We start from the raw sequence: 25,405 nt of genomic DNA on the forward strand, positions 1-25,405 counted from the left end.
TGATTATGCCAACGTATAAACGATCTGTAAGGGATTATTTAATCATTCCCAAATTCGGCACATAAGCACCCCCTACAGGTAGCAAAAATCCATTTACTGTTACTTGATGGCGTTCTATCTTATCAATTTTATTTACCGCGGCAATAAATGACCGGTGGATCCTGATAAATTTCTCGGCAGGGAGCAGGGCTTCAACTTCGGTTATGGTCATGCGGGTGAGCACCTTGCTATCTTTCAAGATAAAATTTACGTAATTACCGGTAGCCTCTAAATGATAAATGTCATCAAAATTAACACGTACCTGTTCGTACCCGGTTTTCAGAAAAATGTAATCCTTAACGTCGACAGTGTTCCTAAAACTGTAAAGTTCATAGGCTTTGTTGCAGGCTTTTATGAATCGGGTAAGGGCGAAAGGTTTCAATAAATAATCTACCGCGTCCAGCTCAAAGCTGGTAACAGCGTGTTCGGTGTAGGCGGTGGTAAATATTACCAGCGGTTTTTTATTGAGACATGTCAACAGATCGATGCCCGAAATATCGGGCATCTTAATATCCAGGAACAACAAATCCACAGGTTCGCGCCGCAGATAGTCCATTGCTTTAAAGGCATCGGTAAATTCAGCCTTGAGGTCAACAAAAGGCACCTTTGCAGCGTGTGAGCGGATCACATCAAGCGCTATAGGTTCGTCATCAATGGCTATTGCTGTAATCAAAGCTTATTGCAGTTGTATAGTTAAATGTATAAAAAAATCTTTGGCACTTTCGCGGATCACCAATTCGTGTTTGTCAGGATATAAAAGTGCCAGCCGTTGTTTAACATTCTCCAGCCCTATACCATTGTTATATTTTTCGGTATCGTTAACTACTTTGGGATGGATGCTGTTATGCACATCAAAGTAAAGTGTATTTTCCTTGGTTTGCAGGCTGATATTGATATGTGAAGGTTCGCGCAGGCTGATGCCGTGTTTAAATGCGTTCTCAATAAAAGGGATCAGCAACATTGGGGCTATCTGCAGGGCATTAACATGCTCTTCAATTTGCAGCACGATGCTGATGTCCGGCGAGGTTTGAGTGCGCAATTTTTGCAGGGCGATATAGTTATTAAGATAATCGATCTCGCGTACCAGCAGTATTTTTTCCTGCATGTTTTCTTGTAGCATAAAACGCATCATATCGCCCAGTCGTTGCACACCTTCGGCGGTACGTTCGGCATCTTCCTGTAAAGCTGTTCCGTAAAGTGTGTTTAATGCGTTAAACAGGAAATGCGGATTGATTTGTGAGCGAAGGAAATCCAGATCGGCAGTGGAGCGGCCGAGGGCCGTTTTGAGATGTACAATCTCCTGTTTTCCGGCAAGATTGCGCTTATAAATCATCCAGCTTATAGGAGCAACCAATAATATCTGGATGCCACAGTTAAAGGCACCTATGATAAACACAGGTTCTATATTTACCTTGTTAAAAATAACTGCTGTTAAAAATCCTATCGGCACACTGATCACCAGCATTATGCCTGTAACCTTAAACAGGTAGTTAAAGAAACCCCTATTTTTGGCAAATGTTGCTGGTATAAGGCTATAGAACGAAAAACTAACATTCCCAATGCCTGTCAGCGCTATAATCACAAACGTAACTATCAATTCATACTGGGCTTCGGAAAGCGCCAGCAAGAATGTTGTGATCATACAAATAACCAGGGCTATAACACAGCCACGGGTAATTACCTGGTATTTGGCGTTTATTTTATCAACGTTACTCAATAAAAACCGGGTAGCAAATTTGATCATGCTATAAAAAGTAAGCATCATTATTACCCACAAAGCGTATAATACATTTGTTTTAAAAACGATGTTATACACATAATCGGCCGATTTATGGTAAAATAGATATCCCTTAAGCCAGGTATCGGTAATGCCGAATAGGCCCCAAAGGGCAACAAGCAAGGCCAAACCCAAAATGATATGCCATGCTACCCGCCTTTTTTGTGCTAAGGCCGGTACTATAATAAAATTCCAGAGCAGGTAGGCGCCGTAATAACCAGTGTACCTAAACACCTGCGGGAAAAAGAAATATTTAGAGTAGGAGTAGTGTAGGTGGTAATTGTTGAACATGTACCGGTATGGGGTCCATATTTCATTATCGACACTGTTAGACACTTTGGCTAACAGAAGGAGCAGGCCAAAAACATAAATAGTGGTTGCGGCCCAAAATTCAATTTTGCCAAGGTTAAGGTTTTTTTTCAGGAGATCGTTCATCGTGTTTTGAATTATGCCCGCAAGGTATAATTCACAATACTACTGAATAAATAAATGGGATGAAACCGGTTCCTCGTGTGATAGGTTAGGATTTTAGAGCAGTTGTTTTTTAGTTGCAGTGGCAGTTTTTAGTAGCAGTTGTTTTTTAAGATGAGCTTGGTCTAAACTACTGTTGCTGCAACTGCCACTAAAATCACTCCCCGGGGGCATCGTCCATGATTTGGAGCAGCTCATTCAGCTCCCTTACCTTTTCGGCCGAGCCAAGATTTTCATAGGCACTGATGAGGTTGCGAAGCACACGCTTAATAATATCTGTATTAGAGCATGGCTCGTAAAACTGTTTGTCAAATTTGAGGTTAAGTTGTTTCAGGAACATATCTACATCGCGCCTGCCAAACAGGAAGCCTTTATTAAAGGCGTTGATATAAAACAGGATCCCGCTTTCAAACTCGCTTTGCATGCTCTCGTCAAGATAGGCGAGGATAAAATGCTGGGGAAGGTTTACACCGTAAACAGGGATATCCAGTTTTTGTGCGATGATAGAGTAGATGATCGCCAATGAGATCTGGTTGCCTTTTTTAGTTTCCAGCACCTGGCTCAGATAGCTGTTTTGCGGATCGAGGTGATTGGCGGTATTACCGCTGAAACCGTAGATGTTGTAAAACACATGGTTGATCAACTTAACCTGCTCTTTCGGGCTGGCCTCGTTCATCATCTGGATCCAGATATCGCGTTTAATGGCCTCTATTTGGTTAATTACCTTTTGTTCATCAAGGTCGGGGTATTGATAACGATTAATAATCAGGATGCCTTGCAGCAAATCGAACGCGCCGCTTTGATTCCAAAGTTTCAGATCGGTTTTAAGATTGTTGAACTGAATTTCATGTACCAGGTTGGCTATACGTTCCTGTTGAATTGGGTCAAAAGCCTGTTCAAAGGCCGACTCGAGATAAGTAATAGCCTCTGCTCCATATGAAAACAATTTGTTATACACGTGCTCAAAGATCTCGCTGTCCGGATCATCCAGCAGGCGGATCAATGAATTTACTTCGGTTGGATTTATCATACGCTGTAATGCTAAAATACTAAACCTTTTCTATTTTTACAGCGATGTACAATATAAGGTATAGGCTTGATTACCTGCGGCACCGTTTTATGGCCAACAACAGGCACGGCATACACTCTCCATTTGTTTACAAGCTGATTGATACGGTTATTTACGATTATCGCGACCAAAAAGTGTACCGCGAAATTAAAGAAACCTGCAGCAAACAACATTCTGACAGGAACGTGATAAATACACTGCCGTTAAAATTTTACCTTTTACTTTATCGATTTTGTGTTTATTTTAAGCCGGCCATTATTCTTTTTGCCGATAATAAAGATGGCAACATAAAATATGTATTGGCTAAAGCGTGCCCGAGGGGGCAAATCTCCAGTATAAAAGATCTCACTGAATCCCGACAGGCTGACATCATTTTGATAGATGCTGCCAGGCACAATCCAACGGGATATCTGGAAAACCTAATAACTAATATTCATGACGATACTGTGCTGATATTTTTAGGCACCCACCGTACACAAAATACAAAGCAAGCGTGGGAGCAGGTAAAGGCTGATGAACGGGTAAGGGTAACTGTCGATCTGTTTTATTTAGGTCTGGTGTTTTTTAAACCGGGGATGAGCAAGGAGGATTTTAGGGTGAGGTATTGATGGCTTATGTTGGTGGTTCATGGATCATGACCAAAGCATGGGTTTTTTATGTCATCAATTATTTACCACGATCTATGAACCATCAACCATGAACCCAAAAATCAAAACGACTGCCCCAATCCTATATAAAAGCCTGTTAATCTTTTTTCGTTAGGGATCTTCTGGCCAACACCATAATCAATACGTACGGCAAGTCCTTTTTCCACATCAAAAAAGTAGCGGAGGCCACCGCCATAGTTTGGTTTAAGTTCGGAAGTTGCAAAGCTGCTTTTAAAAACTTCGCCGGCACCTGCGAAACCCGCAAAGCCTATGCGGTCGCTAAGGCGGTAACGCAGTTCGGCCTGCCCGGCTAACATATTTCGGTCGCGGAAACGGCCATTGTAATAACCGCGCATCAGTTCGTCGCTTCCCAGGCCGGGTAGTAAATAAAATGGCGAAGTGCTGCCGGTAAGGCTTTGTTCCTGCACATCGAGGCCGAGTACCCATTTAGGTGCCAGCAAAAAAAACTGCGAGTATTCGATATTAAAGAATCCGCCTTTATAGTCATTATTGCCAAACATGCCGTGTATAGCCTGGAAATAGGCGTTTACGATGAGCCCTTTGGTGGTGTATGTATTATTGTTCCTGTTATCGAATGTGATGGTTGGGCCTATATAGGCACTTGGACCGCCGCCATGGTCTTCAACGCGAGGATCGGTATAAAATATACCTGTCTTATCATCATCTCTGAATTTGTAATCCCAGGCACCGCCTGTTATGCCGGCGTACAGGTTATTGGAGATCTTTTTTTCGGCGGTAAAATTAACCTTGAACCGTTTTTGACCAATCCTGTCGGAATTGGCCTTTAATGTATTGTTGCCGATGCCATAAAAGTTGAAAGGGAAATTGATGTAACTGACGCCGGCTGTAAGGTGATAGTTGTTTCCGGGTGTCCAGTAGCTGGTAGTAAGGCTTAAGCGGCTCTGGCCTTTAGTAGTAATGGAGGCATAGCCAAAAACATTGGATACCCTTGTATTGAGTTTTGAAGTATCGGTATAAAAAGAGAGGAGGCCCGCGCCGCCAACTTCAAGCCCTGTTTCCGGAGCCGAACTTAATACAGGTAATATAACAAAGCTACTTTTGCGTGTGGTGTCTTTATCAAAATACATACGCTTTATAACCCGGGATATTTGTGAAAAGGCATTGGTTGAAAAAGCACAGAAAAGTATTAATATGGCAAGTTTTTTCATAGATATTTAGGTGGCTAATATAACCCATTTTGTTAGATAAGGTTTTGTAGGGGCGTATTTTAAAATTATGATGACAATAATGGAGGGGGTAGGGGATAAGTAATGATGATTAAGATACTAAATGGTTATAAAAAGATAAAGGTTCATTTAAAATTCAATTTAACTAAAATGTCTACTTTTGCGGCTGAAATTTTATTGAAATATTATGAGCACTACAAGAGGACCTATTTCGCAGTTTATTGAAAGAAATTATCTGCACTTTAACGCCGCGGCATTAATGGATGCAGCTAAAGGCTATGAAACACACCTTGAAGAAGGCGGTAAAATGATGGTAACTTTAGCTGGTGCCATGAGTACAGCTGAGCTGGGTATTTCACTGGCCGAAATGATCCGCCAGGATAAAATTGCTATTATATCATGTACAGGTGCTAACCTTGAAGAGGATATCATGAACCTTGTGGCGCACTCACACTATAAAAGAGTGCCTAACTACCGCGACCTGAGCCCCCAGGAGGAGTGGGACCTGCTCGAAAATCACTATAACCGTGTTACCGATACCTGTATTCCTGAAGAAGAAGCTTTCCGCCGTTTGCAAAAACACATTCATAAAATTTGGAAAGATGCTGATGACAGTGGCGAGCGCTATTTTCCACATGAATATATGTACAAAATATTGTTGAGCGGCGAGCTGGAGCAATACTATGAAATTGATCCTAAAAACTCATGGATGCTGGCTGCTGCCGAAAAGAACCTGCCTATCGTAGTACCAGGCTGGGAAGACTCAACCATGGGCAACATCTTTGCTTCATACGTAATTAAAGGTGAGCTTAAAGCTTCAACCATGAAAAGCGGTATCGAATACATGGCATGGCTGGCCGACTGGTATACTAAAAATTCATCTGGCAAAGGCATCGGCTTTTTCCAGATAGGTGGTGGTATAGCCGGCGACTTCCCGATATGTGTTGTGCCGATGCTTTACCAGGATATGGAAATGCATGATGTACCATTCTGGAGCTATTTCTGCCAGATCTCAGATTCAACTACTTCGTATGGTTCGTACTCGGGCGCAGTTCCGAACGAAAAAATAACCTGGGGCAAGCTTGACATCCACACACCTAAGTTTATTGTAGAGAGCGATGCTACGATTGTTGCACCACTTATTTTTGCCTGGTTATTAAAACAATAGATAAAATTTTATAATTAAAGTTGGATAATAATTATTCCCTAAAAATGTCAAATGACATTAATATGCATTTAGCAGCGTTTAAACGCAGTTTTTTGTCTATTTAGAACGATTATAAATTATAGGTTGGTGTCATTTATGTGTCACCGATAGTGTATAAAATTATACTTTTGTGCCTGTAATTATCCGATGAAACATACATCTTACAACAGTTTCAATCATTAATATAAAAATTATTTAGCATAAATACACTGTATGAGAAGTTTCTCATTGATTCTTAAACAATTCTCAAAGTCGGTTTTACTGATTGCCGGGTTTGCTTTTTGGAGTTTATCAACTGCGTACGCGCAAACTGACGCTGCTAAAGGCGAGGCCATTTTCAAATCAAAATGTACTACCTGTCACAAAATCGACACCCGTTTAATTGGTCCGGCATTAGGCCCGCAGCTTACTCAAGAAACCGACGATAAATATCTTATCCAGTGGATTCAGAATAACCAGGCGCTGATTGCTGCTAAAAACCCTAAGGCACTCAAAATTTATAATGAGTATAACCAGTCGGGCATGACCGTATTCGCTGATCTTAGCGATGCTGATGTAGGCAATATCATAACCTATGTACGTACTACATGGAAAGATATGAAAGTTGCGCCGGCCGCCGGTGCTGCTGCTCCGGGTGCGAAAGTTGAAAGCGGCCCGAGCGATATGGTTGTTTACGGTTTGATCGGTATCATTATTATCGCTTTCATCGTTATCCTGGTACTAAACAGGGTAGTAGGTTCTTTAGAGCGCATTTTGCTTAAAAACAAAGATCTTATTATTGAGGACGAGGTTATTACTCCGGAAGGTGCCGTAGCGGTTGATGCTAAAAAGGAATTTATCACTAAGATCCTTAAAAACAAAAAACTGGTATTCTTTATATTGGTTGCCGGTACTGTTGCAATGTGCAGCTGGGGTTGGGTTACTTTATGGAACACCAACGTTCACCAGGGTTACCAGCCGGTGCAACCTATTAAATACTCACACGAATTACACGCCGGTATCATGAAAATTGATTGCCAGTACTGTCACTCAGGTGCATACAAGTCAAAAAATGCTTCTATCCCTTCATTAAACGTGTGTATGAACTGCCACAAGGTTGTTAAAACCGAATCAGAAGAAATTCACAAGATTTATGACGCTCTGGGTTACGATCCAAAAACACAGAAGTATGACAGCACCGCGGCCAAACCAATTCAATGGGTACGTATCCACAACCTGCCCGACCTGGCTTACTTTAACCACTCACAACACGTAAAAGTTGGTGGTATTAAATGTCAGCAGTGCCATGGTCCGGTGCAAACGATGAAAGAGGTTTACCAATACTCTCCGCTTACCATGAAATGGTGTATCCAATGCCACAAACGTACCGAAGTTAACGGTAAAGGCAATGCTTACTATGACAGCATCCTGGCTGCACACGATAAGATCAAGAAAGGTGAGAAAGTTACAGCCGCCGTGTTAGGTGGTATCGAGTGCGGTAAATGTCACTATTAATAAAAAGAATTTAGCATTACAGTTTATACAGCTTAAATGGACAGCAATAAAAAATACTGGAAAGGTTTAGAAGAACTAAACAGAACACCAGAATTTGTTGAGAAAAATAAGAACGAATTTGCAGAGCCAATTCCTATCGAGGAAGTGCTTAGCGGATCTGGTTTATCAGCTAAAACTCCACGCCGCGACTTTTTAAAAGCGCTTGGCTTTGGTGTTGGTGCGGTTACATTGGCAGCTTGTCAGAAAGTGCCGGTGCATAAATCAATTCCGTACCTGATTAAACCTGAAGAGGTTACCCCGGGTGTGGCTAACTATTACTCTTCAAGCTATGAAGGTCAGGCTATTTTGGTTAAAACCCGCGAAGGCCGTCCTATCAAGGTAGAAGGTAACCCTAACGACGTGTTTTCAAAAGGCGGTTTAAGTGCGCAGGCCCAGGCTTCGGTACTTGACCTGTATGATGTTAACCGTTTAAAAGACCCTAAGCTAAAAGGTACCGAAGCCGGTTGGGCCGAGGTTGATGCTTATGTAATGAAAGAGCTTGCGGCTGTTGCTGCAGCAGGTAAAGGTATCCGTTTGGTTACTTCAACTGTACACAGCCCTTCAACCTTAGCAGTTATTGCTGAGTTCATCGCTAAATACCCTACTACTAAACATATTAATTATGATGCGGTTTCCTACACCGGCATCATTCAGGCTAATCAAAACAGTTTTGGTAAAGCAGTATTGCCTCACTACAATTTTGATAAAGCCGATGTCATTGTAAGCTTTGGTGCTGATTTCTTAGGTACATGGATCTCTGGCGAAGAATTTACCCGCCAGTATGTTTCAAACCGTAACAGCAAATCGCTGGCAAACAAAAAAATGTCGCGCCACATTCAGTTTGAAACTGGTATGAGCATGACCGGTACTAACGCCGATGCCCGTATCACTACCAAGCCATCAGAAATTGGCGTTGCATTAATAAACCTTTACAACGCAATCTCTGGCACCACTTTACCTGGTTCAAAAGCAACCGGCAGCAAAAAAGTTGACACCGCTATCCAGTTAGCTGCTAAAGAATTAGTTGCTGCCAAAGGCAAAGCATTAGTTGTTTCGGGTTCAAACGATGTTGCTACGCAAGTATTGGTGAATGCTATCAACTCCTTATTAGGTAGCTACGGTACTACTATCGATTTGGATAACCCATCAAAACAATACGCCGGTAACGATGCTGCATTTGTTGAATTTGTAAGCGAAGTAAAACGTGGTGATATTGGTGCAGTATTATTTTTGAATGCTAACCCTGCTTATGATTACTACAAAAATGATGAGTTTAAAGCAGCGTTGAAAAATGTTCGTTTAACGGTATCATTTGCTGATCATGCTGATGAAACAGCTTTATTAGCTACAGTTAATGCTCCAAATCACCATTACCTGGAAACATGGGGTGATGCTAACGCTGTTGAAGGTTACTACACTGTGATTCAGCCAACGATAAACCCCGTTTACAATACCCGCCAGGCCGAGCACAGCTTACTGGTTTGGATGGATAACCCAATAAAAGATTACTACACTTACGTACGCAAAACCTGGGATTCAGGTTTGTTGGCAAAAGGTGGCTTATCCGGTCAAAAAGGATGGGAAACCCTGTTACAAACAGGTATGGTGATTGTTGCTCCTGTAGCAACTTCTGCTTATAGCTTTAGCCTTGATCTTGCCGGTGTAACTCAAAAAATATTAACCCAGAGCAAAGCTGTTGCCGCTGATGGTGACAAATTTGAATTGCAGCTTTACGTTAGCCAGGCTATAGGTGATGGTAAACGTGCTAACAACCCATGGTTACAGGAGCTTCCTGACCCGGTTTCAAAAGTTACCTGGGATAACTTTGCTGCCATGTCGATTTCTGATATGAAGAAATTGAAACTGGAAGAGGGGGATGTAATTAAGATCGAAGCTAACGGTTATTCAGTTGAGTTACCGGTATTAGCCCAGCCTGGTCAAACTCAAGGAACTTTATCTGTTGCTGTCGGCTATGGCCGTACAAATGCTGGCCCAGTTGGTAACAACGTTGGTAAAAATGCCTTCCCATTCTTTAGCTTAAGTAATGGTACTTTCCAAACTGTTGCTGTAGCTTCATTTAAATCAGCCGGTTACAAATCACCGCTTGCACAAACACAAACCCACCACTCATACGAGGGCAGGAGCGTGATTCGCGAGGCTACTTTTGTTGAATACAAAAAGAACCCTGCAGCAGGTAGCGGTAATGAGCATGGCCGTAAAGATTACAACGCCGAATCGCTTTGGGATAACCACGATCGCCCTGTTTATGACTGGGTAATGGCTATCGACCTTAACGCTTGTACCGGTTGCGGTGCCTGTGTGGTTGCATGTTCTGCAGAAAATAACATTCCGGTTGTAGGTAAAGACGAAGTTTCACGTCGTCGTGAAATGCACTGGATCCGTATCGACCGCTACTATAGCTACAATGACCATGGCAACAGCGAAGAAGCAGTTACCAAAGAAAAGGAAATTGATAAGCTTGAGAACTTTGACAATGTATCGGTTGTTCACCAGCCAATGCTTTGTCAGCATTGTGACCACGCACCTTGCGAAACTGTGTGCCCGGTATTAGCTACCGTTCACTCGTCTGAAGGTTTAAATCACATGGCTTACAATCGTTGCGTAGGTACACGTTACTGCGCTAATAACTGTCCGTTCAAAGTACGCCGCTTTAACTGGTTCAACTACTGGAACGACGCGCGTTTTGACAACTACCTGCAAGGCGAACATACACAATTAGTACTTAACCCGGATGTGGTAACACGTTTCCGTGGTGTTATGGAAAAATGTTCAATGTGTATCCAACGTATCCAGGCTGGTAAACTGAAAGCTAAAATTGAAAAACGCCCGCTTAAAGACGGCGAAATCAAAATGGCTTGTCAGCAAACATGTTCTGCCAACGCTATCGTGTTCGGTAACAGGAATGACCCTAACTCTGAAGTTTCAAAAGCACTTGCAAGTGAAAGAACTTACTACGTACTTGAAGAACTTAACGTACAGCCAGGTATTGGTTACCAGACAAAAGTTAGAAATATAATAGAAACTGAAGCTCAGGCATAAATTTTTATATACAGAGATTAAGATATATGGCATCTCATAGTGAATCAATAATAAGGGAACCGTTAATTACGGGTAAGGACATCACGTATAAGAAAATTACGGATGATGTATTACGCCCTGTAGAAAATATGCCGGGTAAAGCCTGGTGGATCGGTTTTAGTGTAGCCTCGCTTGGCGCCTCGCTTTGGGTTTTCGCAATCAGCTGGACTTTTTGGTTTGGTTTGGGCGAATGGGGCCTGAACAAAACAGTAGGATGGGCGTGGGACATTACCGGTTTCGTATGGTGGGTGGGTATCGGTCACGCTGGTACGCTTATCTCGGCGGTATTGTTACTGTTCCGTCAAAACTGGCGTAACTCAATCAACCGCTCGGCCGAGGCGATGACCATCTTCGCGGTAATTTGCGCGGCTACTTATATCGCTGCTCACATGGGTCGCCCATGGATGGCTGTTTATTCATTGCCATTGCCAAACCAATACGGTTCATTATGGGTAAACTGGAACTCACCGCTTATTTGGGACGTATTTGCGATCTCAACTTACTTCTCGGTTTCACTGGTGTTCTGGTATACAGGGCTGTTGCCTGATATCGCTACCATCCGTGACCGTGCACAAGGTATCCGCCGCCGTATCTATTCGGTACTATCATTCGGCTGGACAGGTTCAGTTAAAACCTGGCAGCGTTTTGAAACAGTATCATTGATCCTGGCAGGTGTTTCAACCCCACTGGTACTTTCGGTACACACCATCGTATCAATGGACTTTGCAACTTCACTGGAACCAGGATGGCACACCACCATCTTCCCTCCATACTTCGTTGCGGGTGCGATCTTCTCAGGTTTCGCCATGGTACAAACCCTATTGCTTATTGCACGTAAGGTTTTAGGCCTGGAAAACTACATTACCATGTTCCACATCGAATCGATGAACAAGATCATCATGTTAACCGGTTCGATAGTAGGTGTGGCTTACTTAACAGAGTTGTTCATCGCTTTCTACTCACAAAATGAGTATGAGCAATATGCTTTCGCAAACCGTATCGCCGGTCCGTACTGGTGGGCTTACTGGAGCATGATGACCTGTAACGTAATTACCCCGCAGTTGTTCTGGTTCAAGAAGATCCGTACCAACATTCCGTTGTCATGGGTACTGTCAATCGTGGTTAACATCGGTATGTGGTTTGAGCGTTTCGTAATTATCGTTACCTCGCTGCACCGCGACTTTATACCATCAAGCTGGGCTATGTTCTATCCAACCTGGGTTGACGTAAGTGTGTTCATCGGTTCAATAGGTGTATTCTTTACCATGTTCCTGTTGTTCATCAGGGTATTACCTTCAGTGGCTATGGCCGAGGTTAAATTACTGTTGAAGAGCTCAAGCGAGCAGGCTAAGAAGAAACTCATGGACGAAGGCCATGTTGTACCGGCCGAAGCGGAATTTTACATCGCTTCGCTGGAGAAATTTGATAGTGTTGAACAGTCTGAATACTTAAAAGCATAATACTAATGAGTAGCACTAAATATATATTAGGCGTTTTTGATGATCCCGATGATATGATGCATGGGATTGATAAGCTGCAAAAAAACAGCGTACCTATTTATGACGTTTATACGCCTATGCCTATCCACGGTATCGAGGCTAAATTGAACATTAAGGATTCGCGTTTAGGTTATGCAGCATTTATGTTCGGTTGTTTGGGCGGCACCATTATGTTCAGCATGGTTTATTATATGCTGGTTCATGACTGGCCTATCAACATCGGTGGTAAAAACTTTTTTGCTATCCCCGATTTTATCCCGGTTACATTTGAGTGGACTGTATTGTGGACCTCATTCGGTATGACATTTACCTTCTTCTTTGCAAGTCACCTGTTCCCGGGCCGCGCGCCGAGGGTAATGGACTTGCGTGCGACTGATGATAAATTTGTAATTGCAATTAATGCTAAAGGGAACATTCCTCACGACGATATAACTAATTTACTAAAAGAGGCGGGCGCTACAGAAGTTAAGCATAACGACAGAAAATATGTTAGCTATGAATAAAATTAAAATATTAGGAACAATTGTTACTATTATCGCTGCTTCGATAGTTTTTACGTCGTGCAAGGATAAGAGAAGTACCGGCTGGGAGTATGCACCTAATATGTACGAGCATTTGGCATACGATCCGGATCAGAAAAATAACAACTTTAAAGATGGTAAAACAGCTCAGCTGCCACCTGCCGGAACTATCCCGGTTGGCTTTACCAAATTTGATTATCCAAATACCAAAGAGGGTTATGAATTAGCCAGTGTTGAGGTTAAATCTGTCTTGGCTCAAACCCAGGCTAACTATGCTGAAGGTAAGATTTTGTTTGAGCATTTTTGCTCTCCTTGCCACGGTGTTGATGGTCAGGGTGATGGCTTGGTGGTACAGCACGGTTATCCGGCTCCTCCATCATATTCAAAAGGCCAGTCATCACGCGGTGGTAACATGAAAGACCTTACAGACGGTAAAATTTATCATACCATTACTTACGGTGTAAATGCTATGGGTTCATACGCTTCTCAGCTTGCTCCCGAAGAACGCTGGAAAGTGATCATGTATGTTCACCATTTACAAACCTTATAAGAAAAAGATATTAATGAAGACTCATAATAATTTTGACGGGCAATACGAATTTGTCGGCAAAGCCAAAACATGGAGCTTGATATGCATCGTGATTGGTTTGGTTGCCATACTTGGTGGCTTTGCGCTTGGCTATACTGAGCGTACATTTGCCAACCTGTTGCTGATGACCTATTACTTTGCTGCGGTTTGTATGTGCGGTATTTTCTTTTGTGCCGTACAATATGCAGCGCAAGCTGGTTGGTCTGCATCGATGATCAGGATCCCCCAGGCTTTTGGTAAAGTTTTGCCAATTGCTGCAATTACGCTAATTGTGGTGGTGATAGCCGGGTTTTCATTAACCCATACAATTACCAGCGAAGAAGGTAAGCAGGTGGTTGCCCCTTATTTATATAAAATTTGGGCAGCTGTTGGTGTTACTGACCCTCATAGTGAAAACTACAATGCTGTTATAGCAGGTAAAGCGGGATATATGAACAAGGTTGGTTTCATAATCCGGTTGATTTGTTTCCTTGGGTCATATTGCATATTTGGTCGGTTACTGGCCAAATATTCAGAAGCAGAAGACGAAGTTGGTGGTATGTTCTACTATAAGAAAAGCTTCAATATGTCATGCCTGTTCCTGGTGATCTTTGGGTTCACCACGCCGATATATGCTTTTGATACCATCATGTCATTAGAAGCTGAGTGGTTTTCGACCATGTTTGGCTGGTATAACTTTGCTGCTATGTGGGTAGCCGGATTATCGGTTATCACCCTTACACTGATCCGTTTAAAACGTATTGGTTATTTTGAATGGGTAACTGAAGACCATATGCATAGCCTAACCAAGTTCATTTTCGGGTTCTCGATTTTCTGGACTTACGTTTGGTTTGCTCAGTTCTTGTTGATCTACTACGCTAACATACCTGAAGAAACGGTTTACTTCTTTAAACGTTGGGAACCTGAATTTAAACCGTGGTTCTGGATTAACATTGTTGTTAATTTCCTTGCTCCATTATTGGTATTCATGTCTCGCGATTCTAAACGTGTTTACCGCACAGTTGAGATTATGTGTGTTATCCTGATTGTTGGTCACTGGTTAGATTACTTTATGATGATCATGCCCGGCACAGTTGGGCCAACTTCATCATGGTTAACAGAGATTGGCCCGATCGAGATAGGTGTATTCTTAGGTTTCGGAGGTTTATTTACCTTCACCGCGATGACTGCTTTAACCAAGTTCAAATCGTTGGTTCCTAAAAAACACCCTTTCTTGCAGGAAAGCCTTCATCATCACATATAATAATTATTACATTTGCACCAAAATACAGAATACCAAACAGCTTACTAAAATGGGATTCAGAAAATTAATAAATTCTAAAAAATTACTATCGTTCTTCGCTGCGTTTATGCTCTTGGGCACAAACCTGCTGATGGCGCAAACTGAGGCCGCCGGTGCGGCTCCGGGCCAGGAAGAGGCCCCTAAAGTTGACTGGACCGGGGTGGCATATTATGTGGCTATCTTTTTCCTGATCTGCTTAGGTGTTGCTATCGTTGGCAAAATCCTTAAGATCTACGATCTTACTTTAAAGATGCAAGGCAAAAAAGGCATTAAGTGGAATACCGTGATGGCTGTAATTTGTATTGTTTTCCTTTTAGTAGGTTTATACGGCGCTTACTGGTCATTTACCGAACAGGGCAGTATGACATTGCCGGAAGCCGCTTCGGCTCATGGCGTTAAAATAGATGAGATGTTTACCGTCACTACTGTTTTAACAATGATAGTATTTTTTGTTACCCAAATCCTGCTGTTTACATTCCTGTTCCAATACCGTCATTCTGATAAACGCCGTGCGCACTTCCTGCCACACAATAATACCATCGAAAAAGTTTGGACAATTGCCCCTGCTATCGTGCTGACTATCCTGGTTGTGTTTGGTTTCTTTACCTGGCAGAAAATCATGAACAGTGAAAATCTTAAAGACGATATCAATATAGATGTAACCGGTCACCAGTTTGCCTGGGAATTGCGTTACCCTGGTAAAGATGGTGTATTAGGTCCTAAAGATTTCCGTTTGGTTACAGGCGCTAACTTGTTGGGTGTTAACTTTAAAAAGAAAAGCAGTTTTGATGACTTAAAGGTTGATACTATGTATCTGCCGGTTAACAAATCAATCAGGCTGAATATCCTTGCACAGGACGTGATCCATAGTGTTTATATGCCTCACTTCAGGGTTCAGTTAAACGCAGTACCTGGTTTACCCACCTTTTTTAAATTTACCCCGACTATTACTACCGCAGAAATGCGTACCAAATTAGACGACCCTAAATTTGAATATACCCTTTACTGTAACAAAATATGCGGTGGAAGCCACTACAACATGCAAAAAGTTGTACGTGTTGTTTCTGAAGCCGAATATCAGTCATGGCTGTCAAGGCAAAAGCCTTACCTCAACGATGCTTTAAGAAAAGAGCTTCATTTTGCGGCAGCAAACAACGAGCAAAGCGGTGCTTCAACAAATAGGTTAGCGTTAAATAATTAATAAAGATAAGAAATAGAGATATGTCAACATTAGCAGTTCACGACCACGCAGGAGCCCACCACGACGAACACGGTCACGAACACCATCATGACCAATCATTCCTGTCTAAATATGTATTTAGCATGGACCATAAGATGATTGCCAAGCAATTCCTGATCACAGGTATTACGATGGCGGTTATCGCAATGATTTTGTCAATCCTATTTAGGATCCAGCTTGCTTACCCTGATAAAACTTTCCCGCTGTTAACCACTTTGTTAGGTCGCTTTGCACCTAACGGCCGTATCAGCCCCGATTTTTACCTTGCTTTGGTTACCATACACGGTACCATCATGGTATTCTTCGTACTAACTGCCGGCTTGAGCGGTACTTTTGCCAACTTATTAATTCCATTGCAGGTAGGTGCACGTGATATGGCTTCGCCGTTCATGAACATGCTTTCATACTGGTTCTTCTTTTTGGCCAGTGTTATCATGTTGTCATCGTTCTTTGTACAAAAAGGCCCCGCCAGCGGTGGTTGGACAATCTACCCTCCATTATCTGCCTTACCTAAGGCAATGCCGGGTTCTGGCGAAGGTATGACCCTTTGGCTGATCAGTATGGTACTGTTCGTAGCATCATCGTTAATGGGTGGGATCAACTACGTAAGTACTGTATTAAACATGCGTACAAAAGGTATGGACCTTTGGAAAATGCCTTTAACTATCTGGGCTTTATTCCTTACTGCTATATTAGGTATCCTTGCTTTCCCGGTTTTAGTTGCTGGTGTAGTGTTGTTGATATTTGACCGTAGCGTTGGTACAAGCTTCTATTTATCTGATATCGTTTTAAACGGCGTACAGCAACCATTTGAAGGTGGTAGCCCGATCCTGTTCCAGCACTTATTCTGGTTCCTTGGTCACCCGGAAGTATATATCGTTATTATGCCTGCGATGGGTATCTCATCTGAAGTAATGTCGGTAAACTCACGTAAACCAATCTTTGGTTACCATGCAATGGTTTACTCTCTGATCGGTATCACAGTATTATCGTTCATCGTTTGGGGCCACCACATGTTTGTTACCGGTATGAATCCGTTCCTTGGTGGTGTGTTTATGATTACTACTTTGATCATTGCGGTACCATCGGCGGTAAAAACATTTAACTGGTTAGCTACACTTTGGCGTGGTAACATCAGGTTTACACCTGCTATGTTGTTCGCTATCGGCATGGTGTCGTTCTTTATCTCTGGTGGTTTGACAGGTATCTTCCTGGGTAATGCTGCTTTGGATATCAACTTACATGATACTTACTTCGTAGTTGCTCACTTCCACCTTGTAATGGGTTCGGCAGCTATATTTGGTATGCTTGCTGGTGTTTACCACTGGTTCCCTAAAATGTTCGGTCGTATGATGGACGAGAAATTAGGTTACTTGCACTTCTGGTTAACATTTATCTGTGCTTACCTGGTATTTTTCCCTATGCACTTTATGGGCCTTGACGGCGTGCCACGTAGGTATTATGCGTTCACCGAATTTGCTTCAATGCAGAAATGGTTAACTATCAATACATTTGTTACCTGGGCTGCTATTATCGCCGCACTTACCCAGTTTGGTTTCCTTTATAACTTCTTTGTATCAATCTTCAAAGGACAAAAAGCAACTCAAAACCCATGGGAGTCAAACACACTTGAATGGACTACTCCTGTTGAACACTTACACGGCAACTGGCCGGGTGAAATTCCAACCGTTTACCGTTGGCCATATGATTACAGCAAACCAGGTGCGGAAGAGGATTATATCCCTCAAACTGTTCCTTACTCGCAAACTATGAGCTCAAACCTTCCGCACGATTTTGAAGATAATCCTGCAGGTTTGGAAGAACTTAATAAGTTTACAAGTACGCTGAAAGCAAACGAACAAGTAAAATAATTAATACTTATCTGATCTTTTAGGGTACCGGTTAAGTCTTAAGTCGGAAGTTTTGAGTCCCAAGTTGAGCAGCTTTGAACTTGAAACTTAGAACTTCCGACTTAACAAGGTACCCTAATTTTTTAGAACTATTTAGATGAGCACAGCCGGAAAAAATAGGTTTCAAAAGATCAATATTACAACCATTGTTCTGCTCTTTGTTTTGATTCTTGCCGGTGGTGTTGTGCGTAGCTCAGGTTCAGGCATGGGATGTCCCGACTGGCCAAAATGTTTTGGAAGGTACATTCCGCCTACTGATATCAGTGATCTGCCTAAAGATTATAAACAGAAATACGTAGCCAAACGGATTGAAAAGAACCAGCGTTTTGCAAAAACACTTGATGTGTTTGGTTACAGTGATCTGGCAAAACGAATCCGCGAAGATCGTTCTATCCTTGTGCCTGAGGAGTTTAATGCAGGCAAAACATGGACTGAGTATATCAACCGCCTTATTGGTGCTTTATCTGGCTTTTTTCTTTTGCTTTCTGTTGTTTTTTCATTCAGCTACTGGAAAACGGATAAGAGGATAGCAATCTTGAGTATTTTTAATCTGGTGCTTGTGGGGTTTCAGGCGTGGTTAGGCTCAATCGTGGTATCTACCAATTTGATTGCCTGGATTGTTACCGTACACATGCTTTTAGCGCTGGCTATCTTAGCTATTTGTATTTATACTTATCACGTAGCGCGGATTTCGGGTAGAAGTACTTCAGGGTCGTCACCTTTGGTTTACGTTATAACGCTTGCTGCACTGTTTGTAAGTGTTCTGCAAATTGCTTTCGGAACCGAGGTAAGGGAGAAGATAGATGCGGTTGCCAACCATTTTCAAGGAGGTTATCGTAAAGATTGGATCACCAATGCCGGCGAAATATTTCAGCATCACAGGGACATTGCTATTTTGGTGCTGGTGTTGAACGTTGCTTTATTTGCTTTGATCCGTAAAGGCTTTAGCAGGCACTCTATTCAGCAGCAGTTGATGAGTTTTACGTTTTTGATGATCACGATGCAGATAGTTACCGGGATCTTATTATCATATCTCGCTTTACCACCGGTTGCCCAGGCAGCACACATCGTATTGGCGAGTTTAATATTTGGGGCACAATTTTATTTGCTTTTGAATTTATTTCAAGGTGTTAAGGGTAGGGAGGTAAGCAGATGAAATGGGCTGATTTTTCAAAACTGATTAAAACGAGACTTACCTCATTGGTAGTGTTTTCGGCATCCATATCATTTTTAATAGGGAGCCGCGCCAATGGTTACGTTGTTTGGATTGATTGGGTTAAATTAATTATAGGTGGCTTTTTGGTAACTTCGGCAGCCAATGCGTTTAATGAGATCATCGAAAAAGATTTGGATAAGCTCATGAAACGCACCATGGAAAGGCCAATCCCTTCAGGTAAAATGACCACAGGACAGGCATTGGTATTGGGGTTAGGCATGGGCATGGCAGGTACATATTTGTTGGGTAGTTTAAACCTGTTAACGGGCATGTTATCGGTGTTCTCCATTTTATTATATGCATTTGCTTATACACCTTTAAAACGTAAATCACCAATTGCGGTGTTTGTGGGCGCTATTCCAGGTGCTTTGCCGCCACTTATTGGTTATGTAGCTTCACAGCCACATAGTCATAATCAGGAATATGGGCATATTGATAAGATAGCTTTAATCCTGTTTTCAATCCAGTTTATCTGGCAGTTTGTTCATTTCTGGGCTATTGCCTGGGTTTTGGATGATGATTATAAGCTTGCAGGTTTTAGGTTATTGCCATCGGGCAAAAGAGATTTAACAAGTGCGGTAATTACCTTTATATTTGCAGTTGTTTTAGTCCCTGTAAGTTTATTACCAACTTTTTATGGTTATGGCGGTTACTGGGTAGGCGGTGTATCACTGATATGCAGCCTGATATTTTTATACCAGTCATTTATGCTGTTACGTACCCGTCAAATATCAGAGGCACGTAAGTTAATGTTCGGCTCGTTTTTTTACCTGCCGGTAGTTCAGATAATGTTTTTAGTAGATTTTATAGTTAAGTGAGATGATGGCAAGGATAGAACAAGATAACGACAGGCTTAACCTTGGTGCCAAAAAGTTTAATATGTGGATCTTTATATTCACATCATTTATGCTTTTTGCGGCTTTTACCAGCGGCTTTATCGTTTATTCGGGAGGTAGCGGGCACGGTTTAAACGTGATCATGCCTCAGTCGTTTTTGTATAGCACTATTGTTATAGTATTAAGCAGCGGCACATTGTTTTTGGCGTCGAAAGCTGCTAAAGCATTGCAGTTTGACAAACAGAAGCTGTATTTATGGATCACATTGGGCCTGGGTTTAGCATTTTTTGCCTTGCAAATTTATGCCTGCTATGTGTTAACCTTCAAAATGCAGATCTATTTTGTTGATCCTAATGCTTCGCGCTCCTTTGTTTATGTTTTTGTTGGCGCGCATTTGGTACACATTTTTGCGGCGCTGTTATTGCTAATAAATACACTTATAGGTACATACCGTAATATCCCCCAGGTAAGGAATATGTTTAAGATGGAATTAACTTCCATTTTCTGGCATTTTCTCGATATTATATGGATTTATCTCTATGTTTTTTTACTTTTGAATCATAATTAATACACCCATAGATTAGTACAGATGAGTACAACAGTTTCACAAATTGACGAAGTAAAAACTTCGCCCTGGTCGGGAGGAAGATCCCCGTTCAACGTGGAGTACGGAAAAATAATGATGTGGTTTTTCCTCCTTTCGGATGCATTTACCTTTTCATCATTATTGATAGCTTACGGTTCATTGCGTTTCAGCGCAAGCGTATGGCCAGGTGCGGATAAAGTTTTTCAATCAGTACCCGGATTAGTTGATAGCGGTGCACCGCTTGTGTTTGTGGGTTTAATGACCTTCATCCTCATTGCAAGTTCTGTTACTATGGTATTGGCTGTAGAGGCCGGCCATCGCAATGCTAAAAAAGAGGTTGTAGGTTGGATGATAGCTACAGTGATAGGCGGTTTCATGTTCCTTGGTTGCCAGGCTTTGGAATGGGGACATTTACACCATGAAGGTTTCTGGTGGGGAAGTGTTCCGCCTGCCGAAGAACTTAAAAAGTTATTTACCGGCGGTACCGAAGCCGTGCAACATATGACTTCGCAGGAGTTTGCTAACTTGTTCTTTACCATCACAGGTTTCCACGGTTTCCACGTATTTACAGGTGTTATTATCAACATTATTATTACAGTAAACGTGTTAATGGGCACATACGAAAAACGCGGCAGTTATTTAATGGTTGAAAAGGTTGGTTTGTACTGGCACTTTGTAGACCTTGTTTGGGTATTCGTATTTACATTCTTTTACTTAGTTTAAAAATATTTATCATATGTCAGCAGAATCGCACGAAATTCATCACGATGGTGATCATGAAACCATGAGCAGAAAGCGGATATGGCAGGTTGCAGGTATCTTAACTGTTATTACCTGTATCGAATTCTTTATCGCGCTTGTATGTGTGCCTAAAGGAATTCTTCCAATACAGTATGCCAACCCTGTATATATCGTTTTAACCTTGCTTAAAGCATTTTATATAGTTGCATATTTCATGCACTTGAAGTTTGAGAAAATGGGTCTCATATTGTCAATAGCAATTCCGGTAATATTTATAATCGGTTTAATCCTCGTACTTACAAACGAAAGCCACCACTGGGTTGACCTGAGGTAATGAACAAGGCTTCTATATTAAAAAAGATCCTGATCCTGGTGCTCATCTTAGCAGTACCAGGATTTTTATATTATTTACTTACCGCTAAAGGTAAAAACAGGTATAAACCCCTTGCTGTTTTTGGGCCAAAGGTGGTTGCCAAAACAGGCCATAAATTTCATGGTAAGTACATTCCTGATACCATCTACCACACCATTCCTGATTTTAAATTGACCGATCAGGAAGGAAAGCCGGTTACACTGAACACACTGAAAGGAAAGATTTTTGTAGTTAATTTCTTTTACGCTAACTGCCCTACGGTTTGCCAAACCATCAACAAAAACATGAACTGGCTGGTGGGTACGTATTACAAAAACAAGATGGTTTACTTTTTAACCATCACAGTTGATCCGGAACATGATACTCAGGAAGTATTATACAAATACCTGCAAACGTTTAAGCCCGAATCAAACCGCTGGCTGATGTGCAGTGGCGATACTTCATCGGTTTACAACTTTGCCCGTAATGGGCTGTTTGTAAATGCTGCAAAAGCCGGTAGCGACTTTGTTTACAGCGATGATTTTGTACTGGTTGATCAGGAACACCGGATTCGTGGATATTACAAAGCAGCGGTAACACCAGAGGTAAACCGCCTTAACGATGAGATAAAAGTGTTGATAGCCGAAGAGCTTCGTAAAGTTGATAAGCCGTTATATTAATTTGCCATGAGTGATAAATTTATAATCCGCTTTGTTGCGGGTGTTACCATATTTGTAATTGCAGTAGTTGTTTTGTTAAACAGGCACCTGATACCGGGTCCGGCTGTAGCTCCCGCTTTTACACCCTACCTGCCGATGCTTAATGCTGTACTTAACGGCACTTGTACCTTATTGCTTCTTTTGTCGTTATATCAAATTAAACAAGGGAATATAACACTACATAAACGACTTAACATTGTTACGTTCTGTTTATCGTCGTTATTCCTTGTATCGTATATCCTGTTTCATTACCTGATGCGTAACGAGATCGTTTACGGAGATCTTAACGGCGATGGGCAATTGTCAGCAGCAGAAAGGGCATCTGCCGGTTTTTTGAGGACAATATACTTAACCATTTTGACGCCTCATATTATACTTGCAGCAGCTGTTTTACCATTAATATTATTGAGTTTTTACCGCGGGCTGCAAATGCAGGTTGAAAAGCACCGTAAGCTGGTGCGCTGGGCATTCCCGATATGGCTGTACGTTACCGCGAGCGGTGTGGTGGTTTACTTAATGATCCGCCCGTTTTATCATTTTTAATTTATAATTGGTTAAATTTGTACTTATGAAACAAGGTTTTAAAATTATCCTTTTTGTAATGGCCCTTGGCCTTATGCTGATTGCACGCGAACCAGTAAAAGCTCAGTGCGCACAGTGCGCTGCTACTGTTGAAACCAACGCTCAAAGCGGTAGTTCAAAAACAAGGGGTTTAAATAAGGGGATCCTGTTTTTATTGGGCGCTCCTTATTTTGCTGTAGCATTGGGGGGGTACATCTGGTATAAAAAATACCGTCGTAAAGATGTTAAGCTTGAGATGCGCGGCGAAAAACTTAATCTGAATTAATAAGCAAATGCGGGTATTATTTGCCGCTTTTGTAACCTTATAAGATACTTATCGTGTCGCAAACACCAAAGTCATGGGCTATGCTTAAATGTAAATGTCCGCGCTGCAGGCGCGGCGATATGTTTAAGGGTAGCCCTTACAGTTTCTCCAATAAAATAAATCTTAACTGCCCTCATTGCAACCTCTTTTTTGAGATAGAGCCTGGCTATTTTTATGCCGCCATGTACGTTAGCTATGCACTGAATGTTGGCGAGGCCCTCGGCATTGCGTGGCTTACTTATATGATTACTCATAACCAGGATTCGCCATGGTTATATCTTGGTGCCATAATTTTTGGCTGCTTTGCACTTGCTCCTGTAAATTTCAGATATTCGCGTGTGTTTTTGTTGTATTGGTTATCACCCAAGATACATTACCAAAGCTATTTAGATACCGATGATATACCAGGAAAGTATTGAGTTTTTGAAAGATCTCGCCGAAAATAATAACCGCGAATGGTTTGCCGCCAATAAAGAGCGCTACGATAAAGCCCGCGAAAATGTAATTGATTTTACAACGAAAGTACTTGATAGCGTACGCAAAATAGAAGCAGGCATGGACGAGAACCTTGATGCCAAAAAATGTGTGATGCGCATTTACCGCGACATTCGCTTCAGTAAAAATAAAGCGCCCTATAAAAATAACTTTGGGGTAAGCTTGCCAACCTCGGGTTTAAAAGGTGGAGGTGTTGAGTATTACCTGCATATCCAGCCCGGCAATTCATTTATCGGCGGCGGATATTGGATGCCGGAAGCACCGCATCTGAAAGCCATTCGCCAGGAAATAGATTACAATGCTGCCGATCTGAAAAAGATCATCGATGATAAGGCGTTTGTTAAGCTGTTCGGCGATTTCAGGAAGCAGGAGCAGCTTAAGTCGGTACCCAAAGGATATGAACCCGACAATGAAAATATCGACCTGCTGAAGCTTAAAAGCTTTGTGGCCTGGCATAAGCTGGAAGATAGAGAACTTACAACGGCGGGTGCTGAAAAGCAGGTTACTGATGTGTGCGCTATGATCCATCCGCTTAATGTATTTTTGAAGAACGCCCTTTCTTAATTCGATATAAACCCCTTAATAACTATGAAAATTAGATATGCATTTTTAGCCGCTGCTGTATGTTTCACAATGTACTCGTGCAAGGTAATGTCCCCAAAAGCATACAAAACCCTTGTTGCCGAACGTGACTCTTTAGCTAACCGCACAACAAACCTTGAAGGAGAGCTTGCACAGCTGCAGGCAGATACAGCCCGCCTGCACAACCAACTTGCCGATCTGCGCAAAAACAACAGTGTATTAAACAGCAACCTGGATGCAACATCATCAAAAGCTAACGAATTGGCCGCCCAAACCTCAAGACTGGCCGCTGATTTGAAAAAACGTGAGGCTCGTTTAAAGGAAGTAGAAGATATTTTAAAGAAACGTGATGAGGCTACCAACGCATTGAAAGATAAATTGCAAAAGGCATTATTAGGCTTTCAACAAAGCGGTTTAACGGTAGATATCAGAAATGGCAAGGTTTATGTATCGTTAGCTGATAAGTTATTGTTCCCTTCGGGCAGTATTATTATTGACGAGAAGGGTAAGGCGGCATTGAAACAACTTGCCGTAGTAGTTAACAAGGAAGCAGATATCAATATGGCGGTTGAAGGCCATACAGATGATAAGAAAGTAAAGAACCTTGGCCAGATCAAGGATAACTGGGATTTAAGCGTTCTACGTGCTACCTCGGTAACCCGTTACCTCACCGAAACTGAAGGTGTTGACCCGCACAGGCTTACCGCGACAGGTAAGAGCGAGTTCCAGCCGATAGATGCCTCCGGTACTGATGAAGCCCGCGCAAAGAACAGGCGAATAGAGATCGTGCTTACCCCTAAGCTCGATGAGTTATACAACCTGATCACTAAGTAATAAATGAAAGCTCCCGGATAACCGCCGGGAGCTTTTTTGTTTTAAGTGGATTCCCTCCGGGGGCAAA

The 25,405-nt window shown here is 42.1% G+C and carries 25 protein-coding genes; 21 read left to right on the plus strand and 4 right to left on the minus strand.

What is annotated here, in order from left to right; genetic code table 11:
• Positions 1-34 precede the first annotated feature (34 nt).
• From ACP26M_RS25460 to ACP26M_RS25470, 3 genes are all read right to left on the minus strand, one after another.
• Positions 35-712: a LytR/AlgR family response regulator transcription factor gene (locus ACP26M_RS25460; protein ID WP_426584395.1), complete on the minus strand. Its 678-nt coding sequence runs from the start codon at positions 710-712 to the stop codon at positions 35-37.
• Positions 713-715: 3 nt separating this feature from the next.
• Positions 716-2,251 (minus strand): histidine kinase, encoded by a 1,536-nt coding sequence (locus ACP26M_RS25465; RefSeq protein WP_426584397.1) that lies wholly within the window; start codon positions 2,249-2,251, stop codon positions 716-718.
• A 193-nt stretch (positions 2,252-2,444) separates the two neighbouring features.
• Positions 2,445-3,317: a transglutaminase family protein gene (locus ACP26M_RS25470; RefSeq protein WP_426584399.1), complete on the minus strand. Its 873-nt coding sequence runs from the start codon at positions 3,315-3,317 to the stop codon at positions 2,445-2,447.
• A 44-nt stretch (positions 3,318-3,361) separates the two neighbouring features.
• Here ACP26M_RS25470 and ACP26M_RS25475 point away from each other — a divergent pair, with 44 nt between their 5' ends.
• A complete protein-coding gene (locus ACP26M_RS25475; RefSeq protein WP_426584401.1) occupies positions 3,362-3,964 on the plus strand; it encodes a hypothetical protein in 603 nt (200 codons plus the stop codon).
• Positions 3,965-4,065: 101 nt separating this feature from the next.
• Here ACP26M_RS25475 and ACP26M_RS25480 read toward each other — a convergent pair whose 3' ends face one another.
• On the minus strand, positions 4,066-5,193 hold the full coding sequence (locus ACP26M_RS25480; protein WP_426584403.1) for a polymerase: 1,128 nt from the start codon (positions 5,191-5,193) through the stop codon (positions 4,066-4,068).
• 205 nt (positions 5,194-5,398) lie between these two features.
• On the opposite strand from ACP26M_RS25480, the gene ACP26M_RS25485 reads away from it, so the two are divergent.
• The 20 genes from ACP26M_RS25485 (at position 5,399) to ACP26M_RS25580 (ending at position 25,338) form a co-directional block, all read left to right on the plus strand.
• Positions 5,399-6,379, plus strand: coding sequence for a deoxyhypusine synthase family protein (locus ACP26M_RS25485; RefSeq protein WP_090530168.1), 981 nt, complete (start codon positions 5,399-5,401; stop codon positions 6,377-6,379).
• Positions 6,380-6,631: 252 nt separating this feature from the next.
• Positions 6,632-7,912 carry a cytochrome c3 family protein gene (locus ACP26M_RS25490; RefSeq protein WP_426584406.1) on the plus strand — a complete coding sequence of 427 codons (1,281 nt, stop codon included), beginning with the start codon at positions 6,632-6,634 and terminating at the stop codon, positions 7,910-7,912.
• Positions 7,913-7,948: 36 nt separating this feature from the next.
• Complete coding sequence (locus ACP26M_RS25495; RefSeq protein WP_426584408.1) at positions 7,949-11,011, plus strand: TAT-variant-translocated molybdopterin oxidoreductase; 3,063 nt, start codon at positions 7,949-7,951, stop codon at positions 11,009-11,011.
• Between the two features lie 26 nt (positions 11,012-11,037).
• Positions 11,038-12,510 (plus strand): NrfD/PsrC family molybdoenzyme membrane anchor subunit, encoded by a 1,473-nt coding sequence (gene nrfD / locus ACP26M_RS25500; RefSeq protein ID WP_426584410.1) that lies wholly within the window; start codon positions 11,038-11,040, stop codon positions 12,508-12,510.
• Positions 12,511-12,515: 5 nt separating this feature from the next.
• On the plus strand, positions 12,516-13,052 hold the full coding sequence (locus ACP26M_RS25505) for a DUF3341 domain-containing protein (RefSeq protein WP_321555517.1): 537 nt from the start codon (positions 12,516-12,518) through the stop codon (positions 13,050-13,052).
• Positions 13,036-13,620: a c-type cytochrome gene (locus ACP26M_RS25510; RefSeq protein WP_426584412.1), complete on the plus strand. Its 585-nt coding sequence runs from the start codon at positions 13,036-13,038 to the stop codon at positions 13,618-13,620. The genes ACP26M_RS25505 and ACP26M_RS25510 overlap by 17 nt, the downstream gene beginning before the upstream one ends.
• 13 nt (positions 13,621-13,633) lie before the next feature.
• A complete protein-coding gene (locus tag ACP26M_RS25515; protein ID WP_426584414.1) occupies positions 13,634-14,902 on the plus strand; it encodes a quinol:cytochrome C oxidoreductase in 1,269 nt (422 codons plus the stop codon).
• 49 nt (positions 14,903-14,951) lie between these two features.
• On the plus strand, positions 14,952-16,142 hold the full coding sequence (locus tag ACP26M_RS25520; protein WP_426584416.1) for a cytochrome c oxidase subunit II: 1,191 nt from the start codon (positions 14,952-14,954) through the stop codon (positions 16,140-16,142).
• A gap of 20 nt (positions 16,143-16,162) precedes the next feature.
• The gene (locus ACP26M_RS25525) at positions 16,163-18,052 is read left to right on the plus strand and encodes a cytochrome c oxidase subunit I (protein WP_321555514.1); all 1,890 of its coding nucleotides are present in this window, start codon (positions 16,163-16,165) and stop codon (positions 18,050-18,052) included.
• Between the two features lie 136 nt (positions 18,053-18,188).
• Positions 18,189-19,247 (plus strand): COX15/CtaA family protein, encoded by a 1,059-nt coding sequence (locus ACP26M_RS25530; protein WP_426584419.1) that lies wholly within the window; start codon positions 18,189-18,191, stop codon positions 19,245-19,247.
• Positions 19,244-20,125 carry a heme o synthase gene (gene cyoE / locus ACP26M_RS25535; protein WP_426584421.1) on the plus strand — a complete coding sequence of 294 codons (882 nt, stop codon included), beginning with the start codon at positions 19,244-19,246 and terminating at the stop codon, positions 20,123-20,125. The genes ACP26M_RS25530 and cyoE overlap by 4 nt, the downstream gene beginning before the upstream one ends.
• A 1-nt stretch (position 20,126) precedes the next feature.
• The gene (locus ACP26M_RS25540) at positions 20,127-20,711 is read left to right on the plus strand and encodes a cytochrome c oxidase subunit 3 (protein ID WP_426584423.1); all 585 of its coding nucleotides are present in this window, start codon (positions 20,127-20,129) and stop codon (positions 20,709-20,711) included.
• A gap of 21 nt (positions 20,712-20,732) precedes the next feature.
• Complete coding sequence (locus ACP26M_RS25545; protein ID WP_274986395.1) at positions 20,733-21,452, plus strand: cytochrome c oxidase subunit 3; 720 nt, start codon at positions 20,733-20,735, stop codon at positions 21,450-21,452.
• A 13-nt stretch (positions 21,453-21,465) separates the two neighbouring features.
• Positions 21,466-21,804, plus strand: a complete 339-nt coding sequence (locus ACP26M_RS25550; protein WP_090530131.1) for a cytochrome C oxidase subunit IV family protein — start codon at positions 21,466-21,468, stop codon at positions 21,802-21,804.
• Positions 21,804-22,502, plus strand: a complete 699-nt coding sequence (locus tag ACP26M_RS25555) for an SCO family protein (protein WP_426584426.1) — start codon at positions 21,804-21,806, stop codon at positions 22,500-22,502. Before ACP26M_RS25550 ends, ACP26M_RS25555 begins: the two co-directional genes overlap by 1 nt.
• 6 nt (positions 22,503-22,508) lie before the next feature.
• Entirely contained in the window at positions 22,509-23,084 is a 576-nt protein-coding gene (locus ACP26M_RS25560) for a DUF420 domain-containing protein (protein WP_413321064.1), read from the plus strand.
• Between the two features lie 25 nt (positions 23,085-23,109).
• On the plus strand, positions 23,110-23,388 hold the full coding sequence (locus ACP26M_RS25565; protein WP_426584428.1) for a hypothetical protein: 279 nt from the start codon (positions 23,110-23,112) through the stop codon (positions 23,386-23,388).
• Positions 23,389-23,441: 53 nt separating this feature from the next.
• Positions 23,442-23,846 carry a DUF983 domain-containing protein gene (locus ACP26M_RS25570; RefSeq protein ID WP_426584430.1) on the plus strand — a complete coding sequence of 135 codons (405 nt, stop codon included), beginning with the start codon at positions 23,442-23,444 and terminating at the stop codon, positions 23,844-23,846.
• The gene (locus ACP26M_RS25575) at positions 23,824-24,486 is read left to right on the plus strand and encodes a DUF2461 domain-containing protein (protein ID WP_426584432.1); all 663 of its coding nucleotides are present in this window, start codon (positions 23,824-23,826) and stop codon (positions 24,484-24,486) included. Before ACP26M_RS25570 ends, ACP26M_RS25575 begins: the two co-directional genes overlap by 23 nt.
• Positions 24,487-24,510: 24 nt before the next feature.
• Positions 24,511-25,338, plus strand: a complete 828-nt coding sequence (locus tag ACP26M_RS25580; RefSeq protein WP_229701752.1) for an OmpA family protein — start codon at positions 24,511-24,513, stop codon at positions 25,336-25,338.
• The last annotated feature ends 67 nt before the right edge of the window (positions 25,339-25,405 follow it).

It is taken from the genome of Mucilaginibacter sp. R-33 (assembly GCF_049949235.1).
Lineage (GTDB): Bacteria > Bacteroidota > Bacteroidia > Sphingobacteriales > Sphingobacteriaceae > Mucilaginibacter.